Source organism: Amphibacillus jilinensis Y1 (genome assembly GCF_000306965.1).
Classification (GTDB): Bacteria; Bacillota; Bacilli; order Bacillales; family Amphibacillaceae; genus Amphibacillus_C; species Amphibacillus_C jilinensis.
This window is the reverse complement of record NZ_JH976435.1, coordinates 528,814-554,340: the sequence shown is the minus strand read 5'-3', so window position 1 is coordinate 554,340 and position 25,527 is coordinate 528,814. Positions and strand designations below refer to the sequence as shown.

The window sequence follows — 25,527 nt, the reverse complement described above, 5'->3', positions numbered from 1 at the left end:
AAATGAAGATAGCTTGGCTATTTGGGCTACTCTTACTCACAATGTCCATACTTGTATCTTTCTCTAATCAGTCAGAAATAGTTGTGTATTTCCTTGACCTTCCAGATGGGGAAGCAACACTAGTACAAGGAACCAATCAGCAATATACTCTAATTAATACCGGATCAAAAGCAAGTGGAATTTATTTAATTAAATTATTGGAAACATTAGAGGTTGATACCATTAATCATCTCATCATAACAGATGAAGATCAAAGATATCGCGCGAATAAAGACTTGATCATTAACAATTTTGACGTTAGACAAATAATAGATATTAATGAAACATCGCATTATCAAAGGACGCAATTAACATTGAGTAAAGAGCCTGCAAGCATTCACTTAGGTGATGGGTTAACCTTTCATGTTTTGGCTGTTTCAAATCAACCGCGCGCTTCAACCAACGTGCTCACATATAATAATCAAGCAATTCTTTTTATGGGGAGAACGAGCATCACTGAAAAAGATTTAACAAATCTTGACAAGTATGATTTTCAAATTGTTAAAACCGCACATTTTGGCGAAACATTTTTGCCGGATCGAAATATATTAACAAAAATCAATCCAGATGCAGCCATTTTTTTCACTTCTGCACAAAATGAAGCAAACAACGAATTATTATATTATCTTGAAGAACACTGGATTGAACCGTATTTTTTAGAAGATATTGGCTCTCTTATTGCCATCTTTAAAGATTCCGATTATGATATAGAGGTACAATTTCATACAAAAAATGTGAAGCATCATATTAATTTTGACTAAAAACCTGTTATAATGTATACAGGATTCCCATATATCGTTGTGCGATATGGATTATTCGATAGAAAAGGCTGGGATAAAATGAGAAAAGAACAAATTGAAACGCTATCAACCGTAAGATTACAACACAATCCTGAACTATATAAAATAGTTGATAGCTTAAACCGAACACTTAAAGATGACGATTTAATGTTTGGCTTAGCATTAGATGAGGTGGACAATGAGACGGCAGTCTTCACCATTTATCGAACTTAGTTGGCTAAAAGTCGTCTTATTTCTATTTATCCTTGCTATCCTACTTATAATTGGTTTTTCAGTTTATTTGTATCAAAGCGTTAATATGGAAAGAACAAAAGGCTTTTCTGATACAAGGGAACGTGTTGAGCAACAACTAGAGATTGCTTCGATTGACGACATTTCGCGCTATCACGGGGCAAGGTATTTTCATGTTGTAGAAGCGACATCAACTTCGGATGAAGATCTAGTCATTTTTGTTGATCAGATTGACGAAGATGCTGAATTGATAACTTACTATAAACAAGATTGGATTGAAATTGATCACATTTTAGACGAATGGCGCAACCAAACTGTTTACCAAGATGTATACCATACCCAAATAGGGTTACGTCATGAAACCCCTCTTTTGGAGATTGTCTATCTTGATGAATCAGGTAGACTAAGCTATGATTACTATCGCTTAGATAATGGAGAGTATGATAGTGGTATATCATTTGCAAACCATTAACTGAAAGAAAGGTGATAACATGCAACTAGCAAATCGAGTACAAACATTAACGCCATCCTCAACCTTGGCAATAACGGCAAAAGCAAAGGCGCTTAAGCAAGCTGGCCATGATGTCATAGGGTTAGGTGCTGGTGAGCCAGACTTCAATACACCAAATTTTATTATTAACGCGGCTGAACACGCGATGAACACGGGACTAACGCGATATACACCAGCAGGGGGGATACTAGAGCTAAAAGAAGCGATTACAAATAAAATGTACCGTGATCACCAACTTTCCTATCAACCTGATCAAGTTGTCGTGACAACAGGAGCAAAGCATGCATTATTTACATTATTTCAGGTTTTACTTAATAAGGGGGATGAAGTCATTGTCCCAGCTCCATATTGGGTAAGCTATCCCGAGCAGATTAAATTAGCAGAAGGAAAACCCGTTTTTGTGACTGGAGAAGAAAAAAATCATTTTAAATTAACAGCAAAACAATTAGATGAAGCAATTACTTCCAAGACAAAAGCAGTTATTATTAATTCGCCTAGTAATCCAACAGGTATGATGTATACAAAAGAAGAATTGAAAGCAATTGGTGACGTATGTCTTAAACATAACTTATTAATTGTTTCTGATGAAATTTATGAAAAATTAACTTATACTGACCAAGAGCATATATCCATTAGTCAACTTTCAAGTCAATTAAAGGAACAGACAGTAATTATTAATGGTGTATCAAAATCACATGCTATGACAGGCTGGCGTATTGGGTACGCCGTTGGGAGTAAGACAATTATTAAAGCAATGAGTAATCTTATTTCGCATTCAACATCTAATCCGACAACAATAGCTCAGTATGGTGCACTTGCAGCCTATCAAGCGAGTGATGATGAAATTATTAAGATGAAACAAGCTTTTAAGACTAGACTCGACCGTACGTATGAGTTACTTACTCAAGTACCAGGAATAAGTTGCCTTAAACCAATGGGCGCCTTCTACCTATTTCCGAATGTATCAGAAGCAATGAAAAAAACGGGATTCGATTCTATTGAAGCGTGGGTGACTGCGATATTAGAAGAAGAAAAAGTGGCACTTGTACCAGGTAGCGGATTTGGCGCCCCGAATAATGTCAGATTATCTTATGCTATTGAACTTGATCAATTAGAGAAAGCCATTGATCGGATTCAACATTTTATTAACAAACACCAACAAATATAAAAGAGAGCTTTGGAGGGTTATCATTGAAGACAACGATAAATAAAGTAAAAAACTATGTGGGCAAGGAAGTAACCATTGGTGCCTGGCTTGCCAATAAACGCTCTAGCGGGAAAATTGCTTTCCTACAATTACGTGATGGAACAGGTTTTATTCAAGGTGTCGTCGTTAAAGCGGAAGTAGATGAAGAGGTATTCAGCCAAGCGAAAGCATTAACACAAGAATCCTCGATATGGGTAACTGGTACTATCGTAGAAGACGCACGGTCACCATTTGGATTTGAAATGCAAGTGAGTGCACTAGAAATGATTCATGAATCCGTTGATTTTCCGATAACGCCTAAAGAACATGGAACTGAATTTCTAATGGATCATCGACATTTATGGTTGCGTTCAAAACGTCAACATGCAGTGATGAAAATTCGTAATGAAATCATTCGAGCAACCTATCAATTCTTTAACGACAATGATTACATAAAAATAGATCCACCTATTTTAACTGGATCAGCAGCTGAAGGAACAACAGAATTATTTCATACACAGTATTTTGATGAAGAAGCCTATTTATCTCAAAGTGGCCAATTATATATGGAAGCGGCTGCTATGGCTTTTGGAAAAGTGTTCTCCTTTGGCCCAACGTTCCGGGCAGAAAAATCAAAAACACGTCGACACCTGATTGAATTCTGGATGATTGAACCTGAAATGGCCTTTACCGATCATGACGAAAGTTTAGCTATCCAAGAAGCTTATGTAAGCTATTTAGCAAAAGCTGTTTTAACAAATTGCAAACTTGAGCTAACAACACTTGACCGAGATATTGCAAAGCTAGAAAAAATACAAGCACCATTTCCTCGTATTACATATGATGAAGCTATTGTTTTACTAAAGGAAAAAGGTTTTGATGATATTGAATGGGGAGAAGATTTTGGTGCACCTCATGAAACAGCTATTGCAGAAAGTTTCGATAAACCAGTATTTATTACCCACTACCCAGCTAACATAAAAGCATTTTATATGAAACCAGATCCAAAGCGTCCAGAAGTTGTATTATGTGCTGATTTAATTGCGCCTGAAGGCTATGGTGAAATTATTGGTGGATCACAGCGTATTGATGACTTAGAACTGATGAAACAACGCTATCAAGAACATCAACTATCTGGTGACGCTTATCAATGGTATTTAGAATTAAGACAATATGGTAGTGTTCCTCATTCAGGTTTTGGGCTGGGCCTTGAACGAACAGTTGCTTGGTTTGCCGGTGTTGAACATGTTCGTGAGACGATTCCATTTCCAAGATTATTAAATCGATTATATCCATAGTAGATGGGTGAAGGGGATTGACAAAATCTGAAGTCTTCCCTAACTACCAGGACCTTCTACCTGTTGATAGCGAGAGAAATTGATATTTCCATAAAACGAACTTGAACTCAGTGGCGTTTGTGTTCTTCTTCCACTGATTGATAACTAATAAGCTGGAATCGCAGGCTAATATTTCTTGTGCAATAAATGCCTCTAATCGTTGACCAAATAAGCGATCATAAATAAAACAATGTCGATATTTAAATGATGACACCATTCTCAAACCAAATCTCTAAGGCTGAAAGGCGCTGAGCAGAGGGAATAGGCGAGACTCCTGCAGGAACAGCATGGTCTGAAGATCAACTTGGCAAAGTGATCTTCTTTTCCAAGTTAGCTGAAGCCGTGCCTGCGGAAAGCGAATCTTTTTCCTCTGCGGTTCAAGCATCATTCGGTTATCCTTTAACGATGTTGAAATGAAGATCAAAACGATCACTTGAAACATAGAACTGAAAAATGACGTTAGTGCTTTTTTTACTCACCAACGTCATTTATTGTACAACCGTTTTATAGACGGTTAGCTGTGTAATAAAAGCCCTCGAATAGCATCGAGGGCTCTTTCTATCTCTAACGATCAATATATATGTTAGAATAATAACAGGGGTGACTGAGATGAAAAAACATCAAAATTATCAATTATTTTTAAGCGAGCAAATAACACTACCTTCCCGGTTACTTAGTCAATATCATACGCTATCTATAACCGAGCAAGAACTAATTGTTATTTTACATATTCACCATGCTTTTCTTAGGGGGAAGTATTTTCCCACGCCTTTTGAAATTGCTGAATTATCAACTTTCGATGAACAAACATGTAGTCAACTGTTAAGACAGCTTATGCAAAAAAATCTCTTAACTATTATTGAGACAAAAGATAATCAAGGCGTTGTTGATGAATGCTATTCATTAGAACCATTGTGGGAATTACTATACAGTAAAAAAACTGAACCAAAAAACGATGAAAAGCAATCTTCCATGAATATCTTTATATTATTTGAACAAGAATTTGGACGTCCCTTGTCACCATTTGAAATTGAAACGATCAACATATGGCTGGATGAAGAGGTGTTTGAGCCTTCACTTATTAAAGCCGCGTTAAGAGAATCTGTATTAATGAGTAAACTTAATTTTAAATATATTGATCGTATATTACGTGAATGGAAACGTAAAGGCATTCGTACGGTTAGCGATGCAAGAGCCGAATCAAAGGCCTTTCACAACAGCAAACGATCAACTGAAAGCAGTAGACCAACCAAACGGGATACATCTGTATACTATAATTGGTTAGAGGAAGATGAATAGAGGGGGGCGGTCTAGTAATGTTAAACAAAAAACAAATATATGACGTCTTAGCTGTAATGGAAGAGATGTATCCTGATGCAGCATGCGAATTGGTCCATGAGAATCCGTTTGAACTTGTTATTGCCGTGGCACTCTCAGCTCAATGTACCGATCAACTCGTCAATAAAGTAACGAAAGATTTATTTAAAAAGTATAAAACGCCAGAAGACTACTTATCAGTTCCTTTAGAGGAATTGCAAAATGATATTCGCTCAATCGGTCTCTACCGTAACAAAGCAAAAAATATTCAAAAGTTATCCCGTTCACTAATCGATGACTTTAATGGTGTTGTACCAGAGACAAAGGAGGAATTAGAGACTTTAGCTGGAGTAGGTAGAAAAACAGCAAATGTTGTAACATCAGTTGCATTTGGCCAACCTGCCATTGCCGTCGACACACACGTGGAGCGCGTATCTAAACGTTTAGGGATATGCAAGTGGAAGGATAGCCCGTTAGAAGTCGAGAAAACATTAATGCGTAAAGTACCAAAACAAGCATGGAGCGACACCCATCATCGGATGATTTTTTTCGGGCGTTACCATTGTAAAGCAAGAAATCCAAACTGTGAAAACTGTAAATTGTTAGATATTTGTCGTGAAGGCAAAAAGCGCATGAAACAAAAGGGGAGAAGAAGTATATGAAAAAAGAAGACTGGATTGAAACATGGAAAGCACAATCTCCCAAATTATCAGGTTTATTTCATAATAAGCGTTACCAAGAAGCAATGCGTCCTATGGCTACATCCTTAAATCTTTTTACAGATGCTTTATATGATTTGAATAAACAGGCCTGGTCAAAAGACACTCTATATCAAACGCTAGATTGTCTTGAACATAAACCTATTAATATTGGAGAGCGTGTTCATTATATTGCATCTAATTTAAGTCAGTATCACGCTTATATCCAATTAGATGCTTTGTATGAAGAATTAGAAAAATTATATGCTAAAGTTGAAGTTCTTGAGCTTTACAAAAAGAATCATGATTGAAAGCATATTTATAAATACTAACAGAATGGTTTATTGGCTATAAAGTAAACAAAGTAAACTAAAAAAGAAATTTAATCGAGACTGGATTCCTTTTTTAAAACGAATAATTATAAATTAATATCAAACAATCCATTGTACAAATAAAAAGGTTCAATTTACGGTTTTTTCGTAAATTGAACCTTTTTGCCCATTGAGGCTAGTTTTGTCCCGACCTCTTGATACTAATCTTGATTTTCATCATTATCTTCTTGTCCGCCATTCCCGTTATTGGGATCTTGATCAGAATCTTCGTCAGGGTCTTGATCAGAATCATCAGAGACTGGTGGATCATCTACTTGATCATCACCATTATCCTCAGGCTGATCTGGCTCCTCGCTTTCATCAGGTTCATCAGGTTCATCAGGCTCATCGTCTGTCTCTTGATCAGGAATCCTAATTTCTACCCGCCTTGATTCACTTTGAAGATCACTATTTTCATCACTTACTGCCGTTACCTCGATTGTGTAAACTGCACCACGCTCAACACTTTGAATCGTAAATGAAGTATCAGAAGTCGAAGATTCATTATTGGTCGATCCATTTGTGCCATAGGCAATGTTAAAACGAACATCTTGATCATTAGAATCAGACCAGCTTACTTCAATTTGATTTTGCTCTTCGTTAAATTGAGCGTTTAAACCACTGACTGGATCAAGGCGCTCAAAGGTTTCTGATTGTTCAGTAGGCTCATGGCCACGTTTAAATAATTCAGAAACAATTTGAGAATCGGGGGTATATTGGCTAGGTAGCCTAGCTGGATTTGAACCCCGCTCGACATCGACACGAACAACTGAGTTTGGCATTTCAAAATCAGCAGTGTCAATTCCAACAGATATCTCGCTCATTACATGACGGAAAATTTCTTGAGATATTCTCGTTTGGGTAACTGCCCGGGTCGCATCATCTTGATAACCACTCCATACCGCTATAGTATAATTAGTCGTATAGCCAGCAAACCAAACGTCAACATAATCATTAGTTGACCCCGTTTTTCCCGCCATTGGTAAACCGGAAACATTTGCAGTGGTACCTGTTCCACTGTTAACTACAGTCTTTAGCATATCAGTGATCATATATGCCGTAGCGTCTGACATTGCTGCAACAGGATCCGATTTAAGTGTTTGTGTATTTCCATCGCTAAAAACAACTTCAGTAACCGCATAAGGCTCATTATAAATACCACCATTACCAAATGCCGAATAAGCTCCAGCCATATCTAATGATGACATGCTTAACGTTGAACCACCAATACCGTCACGAATATTAAGACCATCTTCAGGGATAGGGACACCAATCCCTTCAGCAAATTCAGTTGCTTGAGCTATTCCCACTTCTTCTAAAGTTTTGACGGCAGGGACATTTAAAGACTGTTGCATCGCATAACGCGCACTAACATAGCCTTGATATTCATTGTTCCAATTCCCAATATTTCCACCTTGTGTTTCATAAGGTGCGTCATTATTAATTTGTTGGTGTGTAGACCAATTTAAATGCTCAATAGCTGGTCCATAATCAAGAACTGGTTTAATGGCTGATCCTGGTTGCCGCTTCGCTTGAATTGCCATATTAAAACCGCCAACTTCACGATTACGTCCACCACCAATCGCTCTGATCGCACCAGTTTGTGTATCCACAACAGTTAAACCAGATTGAAGCTCATCATCAGGAAAGCTTACCGGACTTTGATCCGATAACACATATTCAACATGTTCTTGAGCATCTGGATCAAGTGTGGTGTGAATTTCAAGTCCGTCATTGTACATATCCACATCTAACTTCTCTTCGATTTCAATCCTTACTTGATCTAAGAAGGCATGATAAGGCGTACCTTCTGATTCGGTTATATTTAACATGTCTTCCACATTTTCCGAAGCTGCTTCATCTGCTTCCTCTTCCGTGATCTTATCATGTCGAACCATTAAGCCTAATACCGTATTCATTCTTTCTTGAGCAAGATCAGGATTTACAGTTGGATCATATGCTGAAGGCCGCTGAGGCAAACCTGCTAATAATGCAGCTTGGGCTAAGGTCAATTCATCTAAATCTGTAATCCCAAAATAAGTTTCAGCTGCTGTTGCTACACCATAAGATCCAGCACCATAATAAATTTTATTTAAATACATTTCTAAAATTTCTTCTTTTTCATAAGCACGTTCTACTTGTAATGCTAACCATTGTTCTTGAATTTTACGCTCCATCGTTTGATCAGGAGATAAAAGCGAACTTTTAACGACTTGCTGTGTAATGGTACTACCACCTTCAGCTCCGAAACCACGGGAGAAGTTTGCTAAAATTGCGGCAGCACTTCGACGAAGATCAACCCCTGAATGGTCAAAAAAACGATTGTCTTCTGTTGCTAAGACCGCATCAATCATTATATCTGGAAGGTCATCATAGCTAATTGTTGTACGTCTTTCTTGACCAAGTTCAGCAAAAAGCTCTCCATTTGTATCGTACACTCTTGTTGAGGCTGGTGCCCCTAGTAAGTCATGATCTAAGTCAGGTGCTGATATAATATAATAGCCAAATACAGCGCCCGTTCCAATTAAAGCAACTAAAGTAACTGCTAATAATGATAGACCGATTTTCTTCCAAATTGAAGATTTATTTTTTTTCAATTTCTTTTGTTGTTGTCGTCTTGCAGTACGTGACTGGCCTTGTTCTGCCATTGTCATCTTCCTCCATTCTTAAAAAAACACTTGATCAATGACTTTAATGTAGTCAATGATAGCAGGATAGCCCTTAGGTATTTCAATACCTTCTTCTACAATCTCTTGATAAGAGATTGACTTTCTACCTTTATTATTAAATTGACGTTCCCATAACGGGAAAAGTTTCATTGCAGTAAATAGAAAAGTTTGGTCATGTGCTGCAAATCGAATAATAACAAAAGCAATACCTCCATGTTGTTCAACGGCTTTCATATGCTCAATCTGATGATTATGAAAGTTGTTAAGTGGGAATGACGTTTTGTTATTTGTTTCTTTAGCTTCAAAGTCAATATATCGCCCACGGTAAACGCCATTGTAGTCAGTTGTAGAGGGTTGTTTGAAATAACCTTCCTTAATAACAGCTGCGCTACGTTTAGGGTAGTCTACCTTAACGATTTGAACAGGTGTCGGTTTCTTATGCACTACACAAACTTGATGCGCTAAATAATAAAGATTTGTTTGATTTATGTCCTCTTCTAACGTCATACCACGATTGCTAAAATTCCGTTGGCGCTCTGCTTTTGTTTTATTTACTCTAACTGCACGTTTTTGACCATTTGGATACTTCATCACATTAATTCCCTCCTGCATGACTGTATCATACCAGATTACAGACTGATTTGAGAACTAAAAAGATAAACGAAAAGCTTGATTTGTATCTTAATATAAGCTGAAGCCTTCCTATCACCCTACAACTATTATAAACAACTCTTAGAAAATCTATAAGTGCAAAATTAGCTATTCTAATATTTTAATAGACGAAAATTAAGAAGTTTTGTTCATCCGACACTACTTTTGTCTAGCGCACAGGATTTAATCGATCATGTATAAAATTAATATATAGAAAATTTAAAGGAGATGGTCTTATGACAGCACAAAAGAATATTGAGAAATTTCAAGAACAGTTATTTCATTTAAATACACAATTAATTAAAATTGAAAAGAAAATCACTTGGGAATGTAATTATCAAATCTGTACGCGCCACCAAAACTATGCGAAAAAACTTTTCATCTATCAAGATCAGTTGAAAATTTTAAAAAGGCGTCATATCAATTTAAAAAACAAGCGTTGTTCTACACAAAATTGGCGTCTAAGAAGAGCTTAGCTGTTTACCAAAACACCACCACATGGTAAGGTTTTAAAGAGGTGAAACAACGTATGCTATTCAATTTAACAGATAAAGTCCAACAAGCACGTCTTCAGTTAAAACAAAGGTATTTAACAAATGATAAACCTGACAACAAAAAAGATAGAGATTTCTTTAATATGGTAAAGAACGAAACGGAACCCCTATTCGAATTAATTGGAAAGTGGGAAGAACTTGCACTTAAAGCAGTTAAGGATAGAGAGATTGCTGTCCACCCACAACAAGTACAATCAACAAGGGAAAATTTTGAACTTATTATATTACACAGTTATTACATTGACATTAAACAGAAACGATATATGGAATTACATCAGGCGATTGACTACGTTTGTCAAATGATAATAGATACTTTAGCAAAAAAATATTAAAACCATGGTCAGATGCCCGCCACCTCTTAGATATTTGTTCATAAGCTAATATGAATCATAAATAGGAAAGGGGATCACTATGCGAAGAAGACCATGTTGTCATACCGGACCGGTTGAAACAATCGTTTGCCCTACAAAACACCATCATGTGAACACATGCAGTCAAAGTCAAGTTAATTATGTACACCCAACGCATACTTCTGTTATGAATCATCATACGATTCAAAATACACATTTTTATCCACAATCAACTTCATGGGGGCAAACTGTGAATCAAACAAATGTTTATGGTGGACCAAATTGGCCTCCAAGATATAATCGTTGGCGCTAATTTGATTAAATGGAAGGGCTGGATAACCAGCCTTTTCATTTTGGCCAATAGCGTATGAATCATTCTAGTAATAAAAGGAATTTTCAATCAGTGGGCGTTTCATTCTTTGCCCGCTAATTGCTCGTTACATGAATCAGGAGATTAGCGTTCGTTAGCTCACGCATAAATAGATGAATGTCCTTCTCTATTTTTAGGCGGATACTATACAGATGGTTATCTGTGATAAATTTAATTATTGTCATAAAGGATTGGATACAGTGGAAAAAGTCATGACCATTACAGGATATAAATCGTATGAATTAAATATTAGGACGAGCCAAGATATACGTGTCGATATCATTAAGTACGCCTTAAAACAATCGATTACAGCTTTTGTAGAAAATGGGGGGGAGTGGATACTTACCTCCGGACAGATAGGCGTGGAGATTTGGGCTTGTCAAGTAGTTCAAGAGCTTTCCAAGGATTATCCGATTAAATATGCTATTATACCGCCATTTGAGAACCAGCAAGACCGCTGGAGTGAATCAGATCAACAAGATTATCAACAAATAATCGAACAGGCTGACTTTTACGATGTAATATACAAAGGTAAATATAAAGGGGCTTATCAATATACGGCTAAGGATCATTGGTTACTTAATAAAAGCGACTGCTGTTTAATTTTAACTGATGAACAATACCCCGGAAGTGTGCACTATTTTCTTAATAAAGCAAAAGAGCAAGTTGTTGAACAGAACTTTTCGATTTATTATATTACACCATTTGACTTAGAGGAGATTGTGAGGCAATGGCAAGAAATTAATCCAGAACAGTAACATGATTTTAAAATGTCCTATACTTAGCACTGTCAACAGGATATAGCCGAAAAGATAAAACAACCATTCAATCAGTAGACCTTTTCTGTGATAAAAACAATTGAAATTCGTCACCAGGCAGCATTTTAAAAAATACAAATCAAAATTTGATCTTCTAATTATCAATCCTACATAATAATATTAATACCATGAGTCATGGATTAAAATATCAATTTTCAAACAGATCTGACATTGAGATTTGTTCTGTTTTACAAACAAATGATGCTTGTAAATGAAGCCAAACAATCATTTTAGCGCTTCTTCGTAATAATAGACAATGCTTCAATGAATCATTATTAAGCGATGTTATAAACCACTTACGGATTGACATTTGGCACAAAATTTGAAAAAATACATATTAAGTGTTGCTAAATATGAGGTGAAAAATAATGACAGAATTGCAAAATAGCATATTGCAAACAAAAGACATTTTAGATAAACAATTTAAAACATCGATGAGGGGCTATAATCAAGAAGAAGTAGATGAATTTCTTGATAAAATTATTCAGGACTATGAATTTTTCAACAAGAAAATTGAGCAATTAGCTCAAGAAAATGAAAGATTAAAAGTACAAAAAGAGCAACCTAGATCGCGAGCACAAACGTCTAATCATCAAGTTAATTATGACATCTTAAAAAGACTATCTAATCTAGAAAAAGCAGTTTTCGGTAAAAAATATACAGATGCCTGATCGTTGAACTGGTAAACTTTGATGGATGATAATATGGTTATTATATGCTATACTAACCATTAGAGTTTAATAACATCAATATAATAATGAATGTTTTTGTAATCGCTGCAAACTTCAATTTGTAGAGGAAAGTCCATGCTCACACAAGCTGAGATGCTTGTAGTGTTCGTGCTTGATGAATTCATAAATCAAGGGAGTTGATTTAATCAACTTACGGCAGGAAAAGAAGCTAAGTCATTTTTGATATGTTTCGAATACCTTGAAAGTGCCACAGTGACGTAGTCAAATTGGAAACAATTTGAGTGGAACGAGGTAAACCCCGCGAGTGAGCAACCCAAATTTTGGTAGGGGCATCTTTGAGTAGGGAAATCAACCGAAATAAGGGCTGTTTATCGATAAACAGCAGATAGATGATTACGACTAAGGTACGAGGCTAACCACCATTTGTAGTACTTTAGTACAGAACATGGCTTATAAAACATTCATTGGTTAAGATGTATGATCAAACCTTCCGAAGGCAATTCTGTCTTTAGGAAGGTTATTTATGTTAACAACGTTTATATTACCCAAGTATTAAATCCCATGATAAGGAGTGAAAAAATGACTGAATCAACTGTAAAGCTATTAGCAACCGCAGCCATGGGGTTAGAATCCGTAGTAGCAAACGAAGTACGAGCTTTGGGATATGAAACTACTCAAGTCGATAATGGCAAGGTGATTTTTACAGCAACTCCCGACGCCATCCCACGGTGCAATTTATGGTTACGCACAGCTGATCGCGTTAAATTAATTGTTGGTGAATTTGCCGCAACAACGTTTGATCAATTGTTTGAACAAACAAAAGCACTTGATTGGCATCTATTCATACCAGAAGATGGTCAATTCCCCGTTATAGGAAAATCCGTCAAGTCAAAGCTTTACAGTGTGCCTGATTGTCAAGCTATTGTAAAAAAAGCCGTAGTCGATAAATTAAAACAAAAACATGGAGTTGCTAGTAAGATGCCTGAGACAGGGGCGTTATATCGAATTGAAGTAGCTATTCTTAAGGATCGTGTTACTTTAACGATAGATACATCTGGATCTGGATTACATAAGCGTGGCTATCGTGTTGGACAAGGAGAAGCGCCGTTGAAAGAAACATTAGCTGCTGCTCTTGTCCAGTTAACCAACTGGAAATCAGAATATCCACTTGTTGACTTGTTTTGCGGATCAGGTACGATTTTAATTGAAGCTGCTTTAATCGGTCAAAATATTGCACCAGGATTCAATCGTGAATTTGCTAGTGAAAATTGGCACTTGATTTCTAACGAAGCATGGGATCAAGCATTTCAAGAAGCGGAACAACTGGCCAACTATGATCAACCATTAACCATTACGGGTAGTGATTTAAATCCTAAATTGATCCAAATAGCCAAGCAAAATGCCATGGAGGCGGGGCTTGCTGATTTGATCACATGGAAACAGATGAAAGCAGCTGACTTTTTTCCTAAACAAAATAATGGTTATTTGATTACTAATCCACCATATGGTGAACGTTTGAACCAACAATCAGAAGTTGAACAAATGTACCGTGAGCTCGGACAATCCATGCATCAAAACACGAGCTGGAGCAACTATATATTAACATCACATGAAGATTTTGAGGTGTTATTCGGTAAGCAGGCGACGAAGAAAAGAAAGCTTTTCAATGGTTTTATTAAAGTAGACTATTATCAGTACTTTGGCAAACATATTAAGGATCAACATTAATATGTTAATTTATTCTTATTCATGTCTAAATGCTTAGCCATTAACCAACGAAATTTATGAAGGAGTGTGTTGTGATGACATCAGTGGAAAATCAGTTTATTGAGTTGATGAAGGAGATTAAAGGGTATACTGAAGCACTGGCACTAATCCATTGGGATTTGAGAACCAAAATCCCTAAAAAAGGGATGGAGCAACGTGCACAGGTTATCGGGCTACTTTCAGAAAAAATACATCAACTAAACACATCAGATCAAATGAAAGCATTGATTGATCAGTTAAAAGGGGTAACGAAAGACCCAATAATCGAAAAAGCTGTAGAGGTATGTGAAGAGGAATATAATAAAAGCAGTAAAATACCAGTTGAAGAATTCAAAGCATACGTAACGCTACGCTCAAAATCAGAAACGGTTTGGCAAGAGGCAAGATCAGAAAATAATTTTGCATTACTCCAGCCTTATTTGGAAGAATTAGTGAATTACAACAAAAAATTTGCTACTTACTGGGGTTATCATGCAAACAAATATGATGGACTACTTAATAATTATGAACCTGGCTTAACAACCAGCATTTTAGATAAGGTATTCGATAAACTTAAACATGCATTAAGTGACCTTGTTAAAAATATTGCTGAATCAAAAATAGAAGTCGATGCAAGCCAATTGTTACACCATTTTCCTAAAACCGACCAAGAACAATTCAGTTTAGCGATCCTTGATAAAATGGGGTATGATTTTGATGCAGGAAGACTAGATGAAACGATTCATCCTTTTGCAATTGGTATAAACCCTAAAGATGTTCGAGTAACCACACGCTATGATGAAAATGATTTTAGAACGGCTATATTTGGAACCATTCACGAAGGTGGGCATGCGCTTTATGAACAAAATTTTGATCCAGACCTTTATCAAACTATTTTAGCCAACGCAACCTCAATGGGAATTCATGAATCGCAATCGCTATTTTGGGAGAATTTTGTCGGACGAAGTCGGCATTTTTGGGAAAATCATTTTGATTTATTTAGAAAAATAGCCCCAGTCTCATTTCAATCGATACCGTTTGAATCATTTTTCAAAGCAATCAATGAAGTTAAACCGAGTTATATTCGTATTGAAGCAGATGAACTAACTTATTCCTTACATATTATTATACGTTACGAACTCGAAAAAGCTTTAATTAATGGTGATCTAGATACCAAGGACCTTCCAGAAGCTTGGAATCAGAAAATGGAAGACTACTTAGGGATAAAACCAACGAACGATCAACAAGGGGTTTTACAGGATATACATTGGGCTGCTGGAGATTTTGGTTACTTTCCTACCTACGCACTGGGTTATATGTATGCGGCACAACTCAATCATAAGCTAAAGCAAGACATAGACATAGAAGCAATTATTAAATCTGGAGATTTTGAGCCAATAAAAGCATGGATGACTGAACACGTGCATCGACACGGTAAAATGAAAAAGCCACTTGAAATTATAAACGATGTAACAGGCGAGGGGCTAAACCCGGATTATCTAATTAACTATTTAACTGATAAATACAAAACGATCTACAAATTTTAATTTCTAAGTACCTGGTCGAAAACTACAACTATACCTGTTGTTATGTTGGAAGGTCATTAGTGCAAGCATTGTTTAATATAGAGGATAAATCGATTAGAAGCTGTCTTTTAATTAGGACAGCTTTCTTCAAATTGACTTCTACACTTCAAAGCCTTCAAAATTAGCAAGTGTACCATCCCATCCCGATAGAACAAATGTTCTTTTTGTACTTTTATTTTATCCTAGACTATACTATAATAGAGTGAAAGGAACATCGAAAAGATACGGGTAGTGGGAAGAAGGGATCTATATGCGTCTTAGCCAAACACTAGCTGACTATATTGAAAGTTTGTGGGACAAGGGGTTTAAATTAACAGATGAACAAGTGAGGTTTATTTACTTTGGAAAAAAATATACCGATGCTAACGAAGAAATTACTAAAGCTGCATTGGAAGCGACACTTAGATTACAGTTTCATTTTGACCGATCCTTTTACATTAGTTTGCTAGAATTATTAAAAGAGCATCGCATTACCACTTGGACTGATGCTCGTCAACTATTTAAAGCGAAAGGCATTCAGTAACTGCTTCTTCTTTTGTTTGAATGGCAAGTTTGGCCAAGTGATCCGCTTGCTTATTTTGATTATCCGGTATCCATTTGATAAAGCAATGTGGAAATGAATCGATAAGGGGCTGTGCCTTCTGTAATAATGGTTGAAATTGCTTATTTTTAACATAGCCTCTCTCAACAGCATCAACGACTAGCTTGGAATCTGAACGGATAGATAAAATTTGGTCAGGATAATGAAGGTGACAGTATTGCAAAGCGTTGATCAATGCTTTAAATTCCGCCTCATGATTCGTAGTTATTCCAATATAGGTGTACCCTTGCTGACAATTATCCTTATTTTTAATAATGAAACTTGTCCCACTGGGACCTGGATAACCTGCTGTAGCACCATCAATATAAACTGTTAACAACACTTCCACTTCCTTTTATTTATGTTTATGTTGTTTGTTAATGAGATAATAAATCATACTTTTTTGTATAAAACGAACGTTCAATCGTTAGGCGTTTTCCACCGCTTGTTAGCTGAGTGGATCAGGATATTATCGTCCGTTAACTTCGACCTAAACAAGTTTGCTCAACGCTCTATTTTAAGACGGACGTTTATTTGTGATAAAAAACGGTGACACAACCGTCACCGTTTGAATGATTATTTTTTCTCAACGTTAGTAGCTTGTGGTCCTCGGTCACCTTCAATAATTTCAAATGTGACTGCTTGACCTTCTTCCAAAGTCTTAAAGCCTTCTTCTTGGATTGCAGAATAATGTACGAAGACGTCATCGCCTTCTTCTAATTGGATGAAGCCGTAACCTTTCTCTGCATTAAACCATTTTACAATACCGTTTTGCATTTGTACATAATCCTCCTAGATATTCACAATAAAACGTGATTAAAATACAAACAAGATGAAAATGAAAAAAGTAGCCTCATGAGAAGTGTAGGATCGTACCTGCATCACTTCAATTAAGGCTACTTGCATATAGATCCAAACATCTTCTTTGCTTAAGTAAATGATAGCGCATTTTTCAAAAGGCGTCAAGCCTTGCAGCTTCTCAATTCATCAATGAACACTATAATTAAAGCGTTTCTGAAAAGGTGGGGAATATGGAAATTATCGAAAAACAATTACATGAAATTAAACACTATGTCTTTGAAACATTTAGTCATGACGTTAGTGGACATGATTATGAACATATGCATCGTGTTGCACAATTATCTCGTAAAATTGCAGAAAAAGAAGCAAGTGATGTACATCTTTGTGAAGTAGCTGGTTGGGTACATGACCTGATTGATCACAAATTGACAGATGATGTAGCAAAAAATAAAAAAGCGTTAACCAACCTATTAAGTAAGATTAAATTATCAGATAAGCAGATCCAAGCTGTCATCGAGGCCATTGACACGGTGTCTTTTAGTAAAGGTGTTCTGCCAACTAGTAAGATCGGTCAAATCGTTCAAGATGCTGATCGTTTAGATGCTATTGGAGCTATCGGGGTAGCACGTGCGTTTAGTTTTGGCGCTTCAAGAGGACGACCACTCTATGGTACGAATGGTCAGTCCACTATTGAACATTTTGATCACAAATTATTTAAGATTAAAGATCAATTGCACACAACCTATGCGAAGCAATTAGCGACAGAACGTCATCAATTTCTTGAATTGTTTTATCAACAATTTTTAAAAGAGTGGCCAGACATTAATTAAAATTAGTTTAGTGAAACACGACGACTGCCTAAATACCTCGATTGCCAATATTCTTTTGTCAATTCAGTAATAGAGACCCCTTGCGATTCACTTGCATGGATAAACTGATTGTTACCTAAATATATCCCGGCATGGGAGGGACCCTTCTTATATGTCTCAAAAAAGACAAGATCACCAATTGAGGGTTGATCAACCTTAATCGTTCGATGCCACATGTCTGATACTGTTCTTGGTAGTGTCACATCGTGTTGGTCAAAAGCAAATTGAATAAAACCACTACAATCGAAACCGGAAGGGGAAGTACCACCCCATTGATAGCGAGATCCAATTTGAGATTTAGCTGTTTGTATAATCGATTCTACCTGTGTATTGGTTTGATCTTTTTCGATCGATTGTGCGACATCTTCTTTTTCCTCTTCTTGTTGATCGTTTGGTGTCTCAAGTACTTGTATTTCTGTTTCTTCTTCCATGTTATTTACAAACTCAGTTGTTACATGTGGGGTTTCTGGTAGCCCAAACGCTCGTTGCGCTTGTAACAAAGCTTCTTCTGTAATCGGCCCATAAATACTATCTAGCTCATCACTGTAATAGCCAAAATAAGAGAGGGCTTTTTGCAACGCTTTAATTTCTTCACTTTTTTCACCATATTGTAATGGATGATCGATAGCTGTCAACTGGTCGAGGTAATGACGTCGCTCCGCTTTCATAATGGACTCTAGTGTTTCTGTATTCAACGCACCATTCGAATCGATATTGTGATCAATTTGAAATTTTTTCAATGCATACTCTGTAAATAAACCAAATTCACCATCAATGGTCTCATCAAAATAATTTAGGTTATTTAACTTTTGTTGTATAATACGTATAGTTGGACTATGATCACCAAATGCAATAAATTCTTCTTTTTCGGTTATTAACCATTGATTTTGCAAAAGTGGATAAGCATCGACATAAAAAGTAAAGGGTTGACTGGCAATATAACCATAGGCAACTGACTGCTTAACAAGATGAGTAATATCTGCTTGAGCTAACAATCAAACGCCTCCTTATCATTATAATGTTGTTTTTAAAAGTGTATTCACTAAATAATCAATAAATGTGTATTGAACCTGTTGTTATTATTCTGTAATATTAAACAGGAAATAAGTTATAAAGTGGAGAGTGATCCAATGTCAAATAGTGAACAAGAATATTTAAATTTATGTCAGTCAATCTTAAATGAAGGTTATAAGAAGAACGACCGTACAAATACTGGTACATACTCGATTTTTGGTGCACAAATGCGTTTTGATTTATCAAAAGGATTTCCATTACTAACAACAAAAAAAGTTAATTTTAAATTAATTGCATCTGAGCTTATCTGGTTTCTTCGCGGTGACACTAACATTCAATATTTACTGAAAAACAATAACAACATATGGAATGAGTGGGCGTTTAAACGTTGGATGGAAAGTAGTGATTATCAAGGGCCAGATATGACTGATTTTGGTAATAGAAGTTTGGTTGATCCAGAATTCAATGCTCAATATCAACTTGAAATGGAGAAATTCAAACAACAAATTATTAATAATAATGATTTTGCTAAAAAATATGGTGAGCTTGGTCCCGTTTATGGTAAGCAATGGCGAGCATGGCAATCATCAAAAGGAGAAACCATTGATCAAATAGCTAATGTTATTGAATCAATAAAACATCATCCTGATTCACGTCGCCATATTGTCTCGGCATGGAATCCAGAAGATGTCCCGAAAAATATGGCGTTGCCACCATGTCACGCACTTTTTCAATTTTATGTGGCAGATGGTAAATTGTCATGTCAGCTTTATCAGCGTAGTGCAGATGTCTTTCTAGGGGTTCCATTTAACATTGCTAGTTATGCGTTACTTACGCATTTGATTGCACATGAGTGTGGATTAGCTGTGGGTGAGTTTGTTCATACGTTAGGTGATGCTCATATTTATCAAAACCATGTTGACCAAGTGAAGACCCAACTTACACGTGACTGTTTTCCATTACCAACACTAACTATTAACGACAAACTTTCTTCAATATTTGATATTGAGTTAGCAGATATAAGCATAGACAACTATCAATCACATCCAGCAATAAAAGCGCCTATTGCTGTATAATGGAGGGATATTTTTGATTTCAATGATTGCTGCACACGATCAAAACCGATTAATTGGTGAAGACAACTGGATGCCTTGGGATATCCCGAATGACTTAGGTTACTTCAAAGCAATGACAACGGGTAAAACAATTATTATGGGGAGAAAAACGTTTGAGTCATTTGGCAAACCACTTCCTAACCGACATAATATTGTCTTAACACGTGATAAACATTTTCAAGCAACTGGTTGTGAGGTTTATCATGATATCAATGCATTACTTGAACGTTTACAGCATAATGGTGATAATGAAGTGATTATTATTGGAGGGGGAGAGATTTATAAGTTTTTTCTCCCTTATGCTGACCGCCTCTATATTACCTATATTGACGATACATTTGAGGGTGATACATTTTTCCCAGCATATGATTTAGCCGATTGGACGCTAACGACCAAAGAAAAAGGAATAAAAAATAAAGAAAACCCTTATGATTACTATTTCCTACAATACGATCGCCGTTAGTATAAAGGAGTTTTATTATGCAATCTTTTCATCAGTATATCATGCGTTATCGAGGTACCAAGCAACAAACAGATGAACAAAAATTAGCTGAGTGGATCTTTCACGATCATGACTTTCCAAAACACAGCTCTTCCTATGATGAGATTAGCCGTTACTTAGAATGGAACATCCCTTTTACAAATGCCGTTAATATATTTGATCAATTGTGGGATGACTATTTAGAAACACGATAATAGACTCTAGCTTTGCTAGAGTCTTCATTACTTTTATCATAGATAACCGTCCATAAAGCCAGCTAAAAATATAGGGCAGCGCTCATCTCTTTAGACGGAATGAGCGGGTACTAATGTCCTAATTCACTCAACTCGTCATCAGCGCGAGAAACACAAATTCGCATTGATTGAAAGTTGGATAGGGAATAGGACGCAGTAGATTGGAGGATCAAACATATGAGAATATTGCATACTGCCGATTGGCACCTAGGTAAACTTGTAAATAACGTCTATATGACGGAAGATCAAAGTTATATACTAGACCAATTTTTTGAAATTATTAATGATCAAAAACCTGATGTAATTATTATTGCAGGCGATATATATGATCGTTCGATACCGCCAAAAGAAGCCGTAGATCTATTGGATCAAACTTTTACTAGATTAATAACAGACTACTCAACACCTGTGCTTGTCACATCTGGAAATCATGACAGTCCTGATCGCTTGCATTTTGGAAGTCGATTATTTCGGAAAAATCAACTCTTTATTGAATCGAAAATAACATTACCCGTAGAACATTTGACTTTCACAGATCAACAGGGGCCGGTTAACTTTTATTTGATCCCATATTTTGAACCTGCTGATATTAAAGCACTTTTTCCTAATCATAAAATACAATCACATCAAGATGCAATGGCCGTTATTGTCCAATCAATTGAAGCTCGCTTAAATAAACAAGAGCGCCATGTTTGTATTGCCCATGCTTTTTTAGCAGGAGGGATGGCGTCAGAATCAGAGGATCGTTTATCCATGATTGGTGGTAACCCCTACGTTGATGTTGATATTTTTAATGCTTTCGATTATGTTGCACTTGGTCACCTTCATCAGCCCCAAAGAGTAAAGCGAGATACCGTTCAATATAGTGGGTCCTTATTGAAATATTCATTTTCCGAAGCGCGCCAACAAAAATCGGTGACAATCATTGATCTCGTAGCGGATAAGCAAACGAAAATAACGAGGGTGCCGCTAACACCAAGGAGAGAGATGCGCATAATAGAAGGCTATTTCGAACAGCTTATCTCCGATGCATATTATAAACCGAGTGACGACTATGTCCAAATTTGTTTATTAGATGACGGACAAGTCCTTGATCCCGTAAGTCAATTAAGAAAAAAATTCCCTAATATTTTAAGGTTAGAAAGAAAAGTTAAACAATCGAATCAGCGTCTAGAGCAACTTCTACAGGTTAAAGAAAAACAGCATTTATCACATCAAGAATTGTTTCATAATTTTTATAAAGAAATCAAAGGTGAAGCGATACCTGAAGCAAGAGAAAAGATGATTAATGAGATCATCGAACAACTCATGTTGCAAAAAAGGAGACAATAATATGCGGGCTTTAACTTTAACGATGACAGCATTTGGACCCTATCGAAGTCAACAAATATTGGATTTCAAGCAACTAGGTAAAGAATCTATTTTTCTGATCACTGGTCCTACTGGAGCTGGAAAAACAACGATTTTCGATGCGATTTGCTTTGCCTTATACGGCAGAGCTAGTGGCAGTGATCGTGATCATGATACGTTACGTAGTGACTTTGCTGACTTATTAGAGCCAACTGAAGTGAGCTTTTCTTTTGAATTGAAGGGAAATGAATATTTAATTATTCGTCGACCAAAGCAAGAACGGCCTAAAGAACGAGGGGATGGTACACGTGAAGAGCCTGCCATAGCTAGTTTATACCAACTTAAAAATGGGGAACAGCAGCTCCTTTATAGTAAAGTGAAAGAAGTAAACGAAACAATTGAAATGATGCTCGGTCTTGATTATAATCAATTTTTAAAAATGATTATGATACCTCAAGGAGAATTCAGAAAATTAATTACTGAAAATAGTAATGAGCGTGAGAAGATCTTGCAAAAAATATTCCACACTTATTTTTATCGGGATATCATTGATCAATTAAAAGAAAAGGCAACACAAGTAAAATCAAAACTTGAGAGGCTTAATCATGATATTGACCATGGATTTGAACAAGTTGAGTGGTTGGAAACGGAACAACAAAGAGAAAATTGGACAAGGAACAACTACATTGAAGCACTGGAAAATAAAATAGCTAGATCATCAGCAAGGATTGATGATAAACAACAACAACAAATACAAAGACAAAAAAACTTAGCAGTTGCACAATCTCAATTAAGACAAGCCGAACAATTAGCCGATCTATTTCATACATACGATCAACTATTAGAAGAGAAACAAGTGCTTGAAAAACAACAGCCAATCATTCAAGAACAGCAAAACAAGTTAGCAAAAGCAGTCCAAGCCAAATCACTTGAACCTTATGAAGCAGATTTACAAAGGCGCTATCAAGAATGGCTAGAGCAAAAGCAAATAAAAGATCAGAAAGTAAAAGAACTTGACTTACTAAAACAACAGTTTTCTGAGCAGCAAGAGCAATTAGCTGAGTTAGAACCATTATATGAAGTGAATGCGACACAATTTAAAACACAAGAGAAACTCGAAATGAAACGTCAAGCTTGGGAGCAAGTTCTTCAATTTGATCAAGCGATAAGCCAAGCAAACAAAGATAAAGAGATCATAGCGCAAGAATATAATGACAAAAAAGATCATATGCTAACCAAACAAAAACAACTTGAACGCATAGAAATGGAGTTAAAACTTGAAAATCAGTGGTCGACCCAAACTTATCAATTAAAAATAAAAATGAATGAGCTGGAGGAAAAACACAAGCAGGCTAAAAAACTACAAAAAGCCTTTCAGACATGGAATGAAACCAGCGAGACTTATCATACAGTTGAGTCAAATTATAAAGAGTTAGATCAACAGTTACTTAAAATAAAACAACAATTACAACAACATGAAAATAACAACATCCAATATCAAGCCACACAATTAGCAAAATATTTATCTGCTGGATCTCCTTGTCCAGTATGTGGCTCAACGACACACCCAAATAAAGCTAATGATCATGTACAGGCATTAAATCAAGCAGATAAATCCTTTTATGTCTCAAAAATTGATGAGATAGAACTAAAACTAGCAGATACACGTGACCAATTGATTGAAGCGAAAGCAAGTCGACAAACACAGTTGCATCTTGTAGAAGAATTGGCAAGTAAATTAGATATACCTTTTGACTTGTTAAATAATGGGCGAATTAACGAAGTGGAAAACAATTATCAAACAGAATACCAACAACTTCTCAATCGTGAGCAAGCATTAAAACAAGAACAACAGAAGATTCAAGATTATAAAACAAAGAAGGATCAACTTAAAGACCAACTAAAAGCTATCGAAGCAGAGCTTGAAAAAATTAGCTATCAACTACAGCACAAAAGTGATCAAATCACGCATTTACATGGTCAACGTGTTATTTACCAGAAAGACTTACCAGATACTGATTTGACTTATCAAGAATGGGCTGATCACCTAGAAAGTGAAAAAAAACATTTAGAACAATGGCTAATGCGGTATAATGAGCAAGAACAGGAACTTACTGACTTAAGTAATCGGATTGAAACGGAGCGTGTCCATTTCACATCGATTTTATCCTTTACAGAAAAATTAAAAGATTATTATAATGAAGCTAGCAAAACATTCCATGAAAAACGAGCGGAGACATCATTTGAAGATTTGCAAACGTACCAAGAAGCCAAAATCTCAGCAGCACAGCAACAAGAGCTAACCGATCGAATTCAAAGCTATCAAGACCAAGTGAATAATGTAGCGGTAAGATCAGAGCAATTAACTACTCAATTAAGAGACAAACAAAGGCCAAATCTCCAGGAGTGGCAAGACAAAGCGGATGTCATTCAACAAGAGTACGAACAACTCATTCGCGAATTAGAACAGCAAGAGTATCAGTTAGAACATGATAAGAAAATTTATCATCATACGAACAAGCAATTAAAAGCCTATAACAAACTTCAACAAGATTTCGTTGATGTGACGGCATTATCAGATTTAGCTAGGGGTGACAATCATCTAAAGTTATCTTTTGAGCGCTATGTGTTAACGTCTTTCCTAGATGAAATTTTATTACAAGCAAATTTAAGATTTGATCAACTCAGTGAGCACCGTTATCAATTATTAAGAAGTGATCAATTAGCCAAACGCGGAGCTCAAAGCGGTCTTGATATCGAGGTGCTTGATCAGCAAACAGGTAAAAAGCGCTCAGTAAAGACATTATCAGGTGGTGAAGGTTTTAAAGCTTCGTTAAGTTTAGCGCTAGGGATGGCTGATGTCGTCCAAGCACATGCTGGTGGGGTACAGCTTGATACGTTGTTTATTGATGAAGGTTTCGGCACATTGGATGAAATTTCATTAGAGCAAGCGATCGAAACGCTAAAAACCTTACAACATTCTAATCGTGTATTAGGTATTATTTCTCATGTACCTCAACTTAAAGAAGAAATATATGCTAAACTACAAATTAACGTTACACCGCAAGGTTCAACTGCTAACTTTAGCTTATAAGTTAATATTTTTTACTTGGCGATATACTAATTTAAGAAGGGAG

27 protein-coding genes and 1 other RNA gene are annotated in these 25,527 nt (G+C 36.2%); 23 read left to right on the top strand and 5 right to left on the bottom strand.

Features of this window, described 5'->3' with window-relative positions; all coding sequences use genetic code 11:
- Window positions 1-2 precede the first annotated feature (2 nt).
- From B494_RS0109570 to B494_RS19195, 8 genes are all read left to right on the top strand, one after another.
- Window positions 3-800, top strand: coding sequence for a ComEC/Rec2 family competence protein (locus B494_RS0109570; RefSeq protein ID WP_017472176.1), 798 nt, complete (start codon window positions 3-5; stop codon window positions 798-800).
- Between the two features lie 78 nt (window positions 801-878).
- Window positions 879-1,052 (top strand): YpmA family protein, encoded by a 174-nt coding sequence (locus tag B494_RS19200; RefSeq protein WP_017472175.1) that lies wholly within the window; start codon window positions 879-881, stop codon window positions 1,050-1,052.
- A complete protein-coding gene (locus B494_RS0109560; RefSeq protein WP_017472174.1) occupies window positions 1,018-1,542 on the top strand; it encodes a hypothetical protein in 525 nt (174 codons plus the stop codon). Before B494_RS19200 ends, B494_RS0109560 begins: the two co-directional genes overlap by 35 nt.
- A 19-nt stretch (window positions 1,543-1,561) precedes the next feature.
- On the top strand, window positions 1,562-2,749 hold the full coding sequence (locus B494_RS0109555) for a pyridoxal phosphate-dependent aminotransferase (protein ID WP_017472173.1): 1,188 nt from the start codon (window positions 1,562-1,564) through the stop codon (window positions 2,747-2,749).
- A gap of 23 nt (window positions 2,750-2,772) precedes the next feature.
- On the top strand, window positions 2,773-4,065 hold the full coding sequence (asnS, locus tag B494_RS0109550) for an asparagine--tRNA ligase (protein WP_017472172.1): 1,293 nt from the start codon (window positions 2,773-2,775) through the stop codon (window positions 4,063-4,065).
- A 648-nt stretch (window positions 4,066-4,713) separates the two neighbouring features.
- Window positions 4,714-5,403: a DnaD domain-containing protein gene (locus tag B494_RS0109545; protein ID WP_017472171.1), complete on the top strand. Its 690-nt coding sequence runs from the start codon at window positions 4,714-4,716 to the stop codon at window positions 5,401-5,403.
- Window positions 5,404-5,420: 17 nt separating this feature from the next.
- Window positions 5,421-6,083 carry an endonuclease III gene (gene nth / locus B494_RS0109540; RefSeq protein WP_017472170.1) on the top strand — a complete coding sequence of 221 codons (663 nt, stop codon included), beginning with the start codon at window positions 5,421-5,423 and terminating at the stop codon, window positions 6,081-6,083.
- The gene (locus B494_RS19195; protein WP_017472169.1) at window positions 6,080-6,430 is read left to right on the top strand and encodes a YpoC family protein; all 351 of its coding nucleotides are present in this window, start codon (window positions 6,080-6,082) and stop codon (window positions 6,428-6,430) included. Before nth ends, B494_RS19195 begins: the two co-directional genes overlap by 4 nt.
- 221 nt (window positions 6,431-6,651) lie before the next feature.
- On the opposite strand, the gene B494_RS0109530 is transcribed toward B494_RS19195, so the two are convergent.
- Together B494_RS0109530 and recU are read right to left on the bottom strand one after the other, a co-directional pair.
- A complete protein-coding gene (locus tag B494_RS0109530; RefSeq protein ID WP_017472168.1) occupies window positions 6,652-9,138 on the bottom strand; it encodes a transglycosylase domain-containing protein in 2,487 nt (828 codons plus the stop codon).
- Between the two features lie 18 nt (window positions 9,139-9,156).
- A complete protein-coding gene (gene recU / locus B494_RS0109525) occupies window positions 9,157-9,750 on the bottom strand; it encodes a Holliday junction resolvase RecU (RefSeq protein WP_033193607.1) in 594 nt (197 codons plus the stop codon).
- A 296-nt stretch (window positions 9,751-10,046) separates the two neighbouring features.
- On the opposite strand from recU, the gene B494_RS0109520 reads away from it, so the two are divergent.
- The 9 genes from B494_RS0109520 to B494_RS0109480 all read left to right on the top strand — a co-directional run bounded on the left by B494_RS0109520 (window position 10,047) and on the right by B494_RS0109480 (window position 16,449).
- On the top strand, window positions 10,047-10,286 hold the full coding sequence (locus B494_RS0109520; protein ID WP_017472166.1) for a hypothetical protein: 240 nt from the start codon (window positions 10,047-10,049) through the stop codon (window positions 10,284-10,286).
- 53 nt (window positions 10,287-10,339) lie between these two features.
- Entirely contained in the window at window positions 10,340-10,696 is a 357-nt protein-coding gene (locus B494_RS0109515) for a DUF1798 family protein (RefSeq protein ID WP_017472165.1), read from the top strand.
- Window positions 10,697-10,775: 79 nt separating this feature from the next.
- Entirely contained in the window at window positions 10,776-11,027 is a 252-nt protein-coding gene (locus B494_RS0109510) for a CotD family spore coat protein (protein WP_017472164.1), read from the top strand.
- 257 nt (window positions 11,028-11,284) lie between these two features.
- Window positions 11,285-11,842, top strand: coding sequence for an SLOG family protein (locus B494_RS0109505; protein WP_241211409.1), 558 nt, complete (start codon window positions 11,285-11,287; stop codon window positions 11,840-11,842).
- A 428-nt stretch (window positions 11,843-12,270) separates the two neighbouring features.
- A complete protein-coding gene (gene gpsB / locus B494_RS0109495) occupies window positions 12,271-12,573 on the top strand; it encodes a cell division regulator GpsB (RefSeq protein WP_017472162.1) in 303 nt (100 codons plus the stop codon).
- A 90-nt stretch (window positions 12,574-12,663) separates the two neighbouring features.
- An RNA gene (gene rnpB, locus B494_RS20535) (RNase P RNA component class B) lies at window positions 12,664-13,052 on the top strand.
- Between the two features lie 121 nt (window positions 13,053-13,173).
- Window positions 13,174-14,322, top strand: a complete 1,149-nt coding sequence (locus B494_RS0109490) for a THUMP domain-containing class I SAM-dependent RNA methyltransferase (RefSeq protein WP_017472161.1) — start codon at window positions 13,174-13,176, stop codon at window positions 14,320-14,322.
- A 74-nt stretch (window positions 14,323-14,396) separates the two neighbouring features.
- The gene (locus tag B494_RS0109485) at window positions 14,397-15,887 is read left to right on the top strand and encodes a carboxypeptidase M32 (protein WP_017472160.1); all 1,491 of its coding nucleotides are present in this window, start codon (window positions 14,397-14,399) and stop codon (window positions 15,885-15,887) included.
- 289 nt (window positions 15,888-16,176) lie between these two features.
- Window positions 16,177-16,449: a DUF6123 family protein gene (locus tag B494_RS0109480; protein ID WP_017472159.1), complete on the top strand. Its 273-nt coding sequence runs from the start codon at window positions 16,177-16,179 to the stop codon at window positions 16,447-16,449.
- Here the strand turns inward: B494_RS0109480 and B494_RS0109475 are convergent.
- Together B494_RS0109475 and B494_RS0109470 are read right to left on the bottom strand one after the other, a co-directional pair.
- Window positions 16,427-16,849 carry a ribonuclease HI family protein gene (locus B494_RS0109475; RefSeq protein ID WP_420884342.1) on the bottom strand — a complete coding sequence of 141 codons (423 nt, stop codon included), beginning with the start codon at window positions 16,847-16,849 and terminating at the stop codon, window positions 16,427-16,429. The two genes, B494_RS0109480 and B494_RS0109475, sit on opposite strands and share 23 nt — an antisense overlap.
- A gap of 233 nt (window positions 16,850-17,082) precedes the next feature.
- Entirely contained in the window at window positions 17,083-17,283 is a 201-nt protein-coding gene (locus B494_RS0109470) for a cold-shock protein (RefSeq protein WP_017472157.1), read from the bottom strand.
- Between the two features lie 254 nt (window positions 17,284-17,537).
- On the opposite strand from B494_RS0109470, the gene B494_RS0109465 reads away from it, so the two are divergent.
- Window positions 17,538-18,137, top strand: a complete 600-nt coding sequence (locus tag B494_RS0109465) for an HD domain-containing protein (protein ID WP_017472156.1) — start codon at window positions 17,538-17,540, stop codon at window positions 18,135-18,137.
- 2 nt (window positions 18,138-18,139) lie between these two features.
- On the opposite strand, the gene B494_RS0109460 is transcribed toward B494_RS0109465, so the two are convergent.
- Entirely contained in the window at window positions 18,140-19,171 is a 1,032-nt protein-coding gene (locus B494_RS0109460; protein WP_017472155.1) for a C40 family peptidase, read from the bottom strand.
- 135 nt (window positions 19,172-19,306) lie between these two features.
- On the opposite strand from B494_RS0109460, the gene B494_RS0109455 reads away from it, so the two are divergent.
- From B494_RS0109455 to B494_RS0109435, 5 genes are all read left to right on the top strand, one after another.
- A complete protein-coding gene (locus B494_RS0109455) occupies window positions 19,307-20,266 on the top strand; it encodes a thymidylate synthase (protein ID WP_017472154.1) in 960 nt (319 codons plus the stop codon).
- A 13-nt stretch (window positions 20,267-20,279) separates the two neighbouring features.
- Complete coding sequence (locus tag B494_RS0109450) at window positions 20,280-20,768, top strand: dihydrofolate reductase (protein WP_017472153.1); 489 nt, start codon at window positions 20,280-20,282, stop codon at window positions 20,766-20,768.
- A 17-nt stretch (window positions 20,769-20,785) separates the two neighbouring features.
- Window positions 20,786-21,001: a YozE family protein gene (locus B494_RS0109445; RefSeq protein ID WP_017472152.1), complete on the top strand. Its 216-nt coding sequence runs from the start codon at window positions 20,786-20,788 to the stop codon at window positions 20,999-21,001.
- A gap of 216 nt (window positions 21,002-21,217) precedes the next feature.
- A complete protein-coding gene (locus tag B494_RS0109440) occupies window positions 21,218-22,372 on the top strand; it encodes an exonuclease SbcCD subunit D (protein WP_017472151.1) in 1,155 nt (384 codons plus the stop codon).
- 1 nt (window position 22,373) lies between these two features.
- Complete coding sequence (locus B494_RS0109435) at window positions 22,374-25,484, top strand: AAA family ATPase (protein WP_017472150.1); 3,111 nt, start codon at window positions 22,374-22,376, stop codon at window positions 25,482-25,484.
- Window positions 25,485-25,527: the final 43 nt, after the last annotated feature.

Coding starts and splice junctions, on each gene's coding strand:
- B494_RS0109570 (WP_017472176.1), top strand. CDS start 3: ATGAAGATAGCTTGGCTATTTGGGCTACTCTTACTCACAATGTCCATA.
- B494_RS19200 (WP_017472175.1), top strand. CDS start 879: ATGAGAAAAGAACAAATTGAAACGCTATCAACCGTAAGATTACAACAC.
- B494_RS0109560 (WP_017472174.1), top strand. CDS start 1,018: ATGAGACGGCAGTCTTCACCATTTATCGAACTTAGTTGGCTAAAAGTC.
- B494_RS0109555 (WP_017472173.1), top strand. CDS start 1,562: ATGCAACTAGCAAATCGAGTACAAACATTAACGCCATCCTCAACCTTG.
- B494_RS0109545 (WP_017472171.1), top strand. CDS start 4,714: ATGAAAAAACATCAAAATTATCAATTATTTTTAAGCGAGCAAATAACA.
- nth (WP_017472170.1), top strand. CDS start 5,421: ATGTTAAACAAAAAACAAATATATGACGTCTTAGCTGTAATGGAAGAG.
- B494_RS19195 (WP_017472169.1), top strand. CDS start 6,080: ATGAAAAAAGAAGACTGGATTGAAACATGGAAAGCACAATCTCCCAAA.
- B494_RS0109530 (WP_017472168.1), bottom strand. CDS start 9,138: ATGGCAGAACAAGGCCAGTCACGTACTGCAAGACGACAACAACAAAAG.
- recU (WP_033193607.1), bottom strand. CDS start 9,750: ATGAAGTATCCAAATGGTCAAAAACGTGCAGTTAGAGTAAATAAAACA.
- B494_RS0109520 (WP_017472166.1), top strand. CDS start 10,047: ATGACAGCACAAAAGAATATTGAGAAATTTCAAGAACAGTTATTTCAT.
- B494_RS0109515 (WP_017472165.1), top strand. CDS start 10,340: ATGCTATTCAATTTAACAGATAAAGTCCAACAAGCACGTCTTCAGTTA.
- B494_RS0109510 (WP_017472164.1), top strand. CDS start 10,776: ATGCGAAGAAGACCATGTTGTCATACCGGACCGGTTGAAACAATCGTT.
- gpsB (WP_017472162.1), top strand. CDS start 12,271: ATGACAGAATTGCAAAATAGCATATTGCAAACAAAAGACATTTTAGAT.
- B494_RS0109490 (WP_017472161.1), top strand. CDS start 13,174: ATGACTGAATCAACTGTAAAGCTATTAGCAACCGCAGCCATGGGGTTA.
- B494_RS0109485 (WP_017472160.1), top strand. CDS start 14,397: ATGACATCAGTGGAAAATCAGTTTATTGAGTTGATGAAGGAGATTAAA.
- B494_RS0109480 (WP_017472159.1), top strand. CDS start 16,177: ATGCGTCTTAGCCAAACACTAGCTGACTATATTGAAAGTTTGTGGGAC.
- B494_RS0109470 (WP_017472157.1), bottom strand. CDS start 17,283: ATGCAAAACGGTATTGTAAAATGGTTTAATGCAGAGAAAGGTTACGGC.
- B494_RS0109465 (WP_017472156.1), top strand. CDS start 17,538: ATGGAAATTATCGAAAAACAATTACATGAAATTAAACACTATGTCTTT.
- B494_RS0109455 (WP_017472154.1), top strand. CDS start 19,307: ATGTCAAATAGTGAACAAGAATATTTAAATTTATGTCAGTCAATCTTA.
- B494_RS0109445 (WP_017472152.1), top strand. CDS start 20,786: ATGCAATCTTTTCATCAGTATATCATGCGTTATCGAGGTACCAAGCAA.
- B494_RS0109440 (WP_017472151.1), top strand. CDS start 21,218: ATGAGAATATTGCATACTGCCGATTGGCACCTAGGTAAACTTGTAAAT.
- B494_RS0109435 (WP_017472150.1), top strand. CDS start 22,374: ATGCGGGCTTTAACTTTAACGATGACAGCATTTGGACCCTATCGAAGT.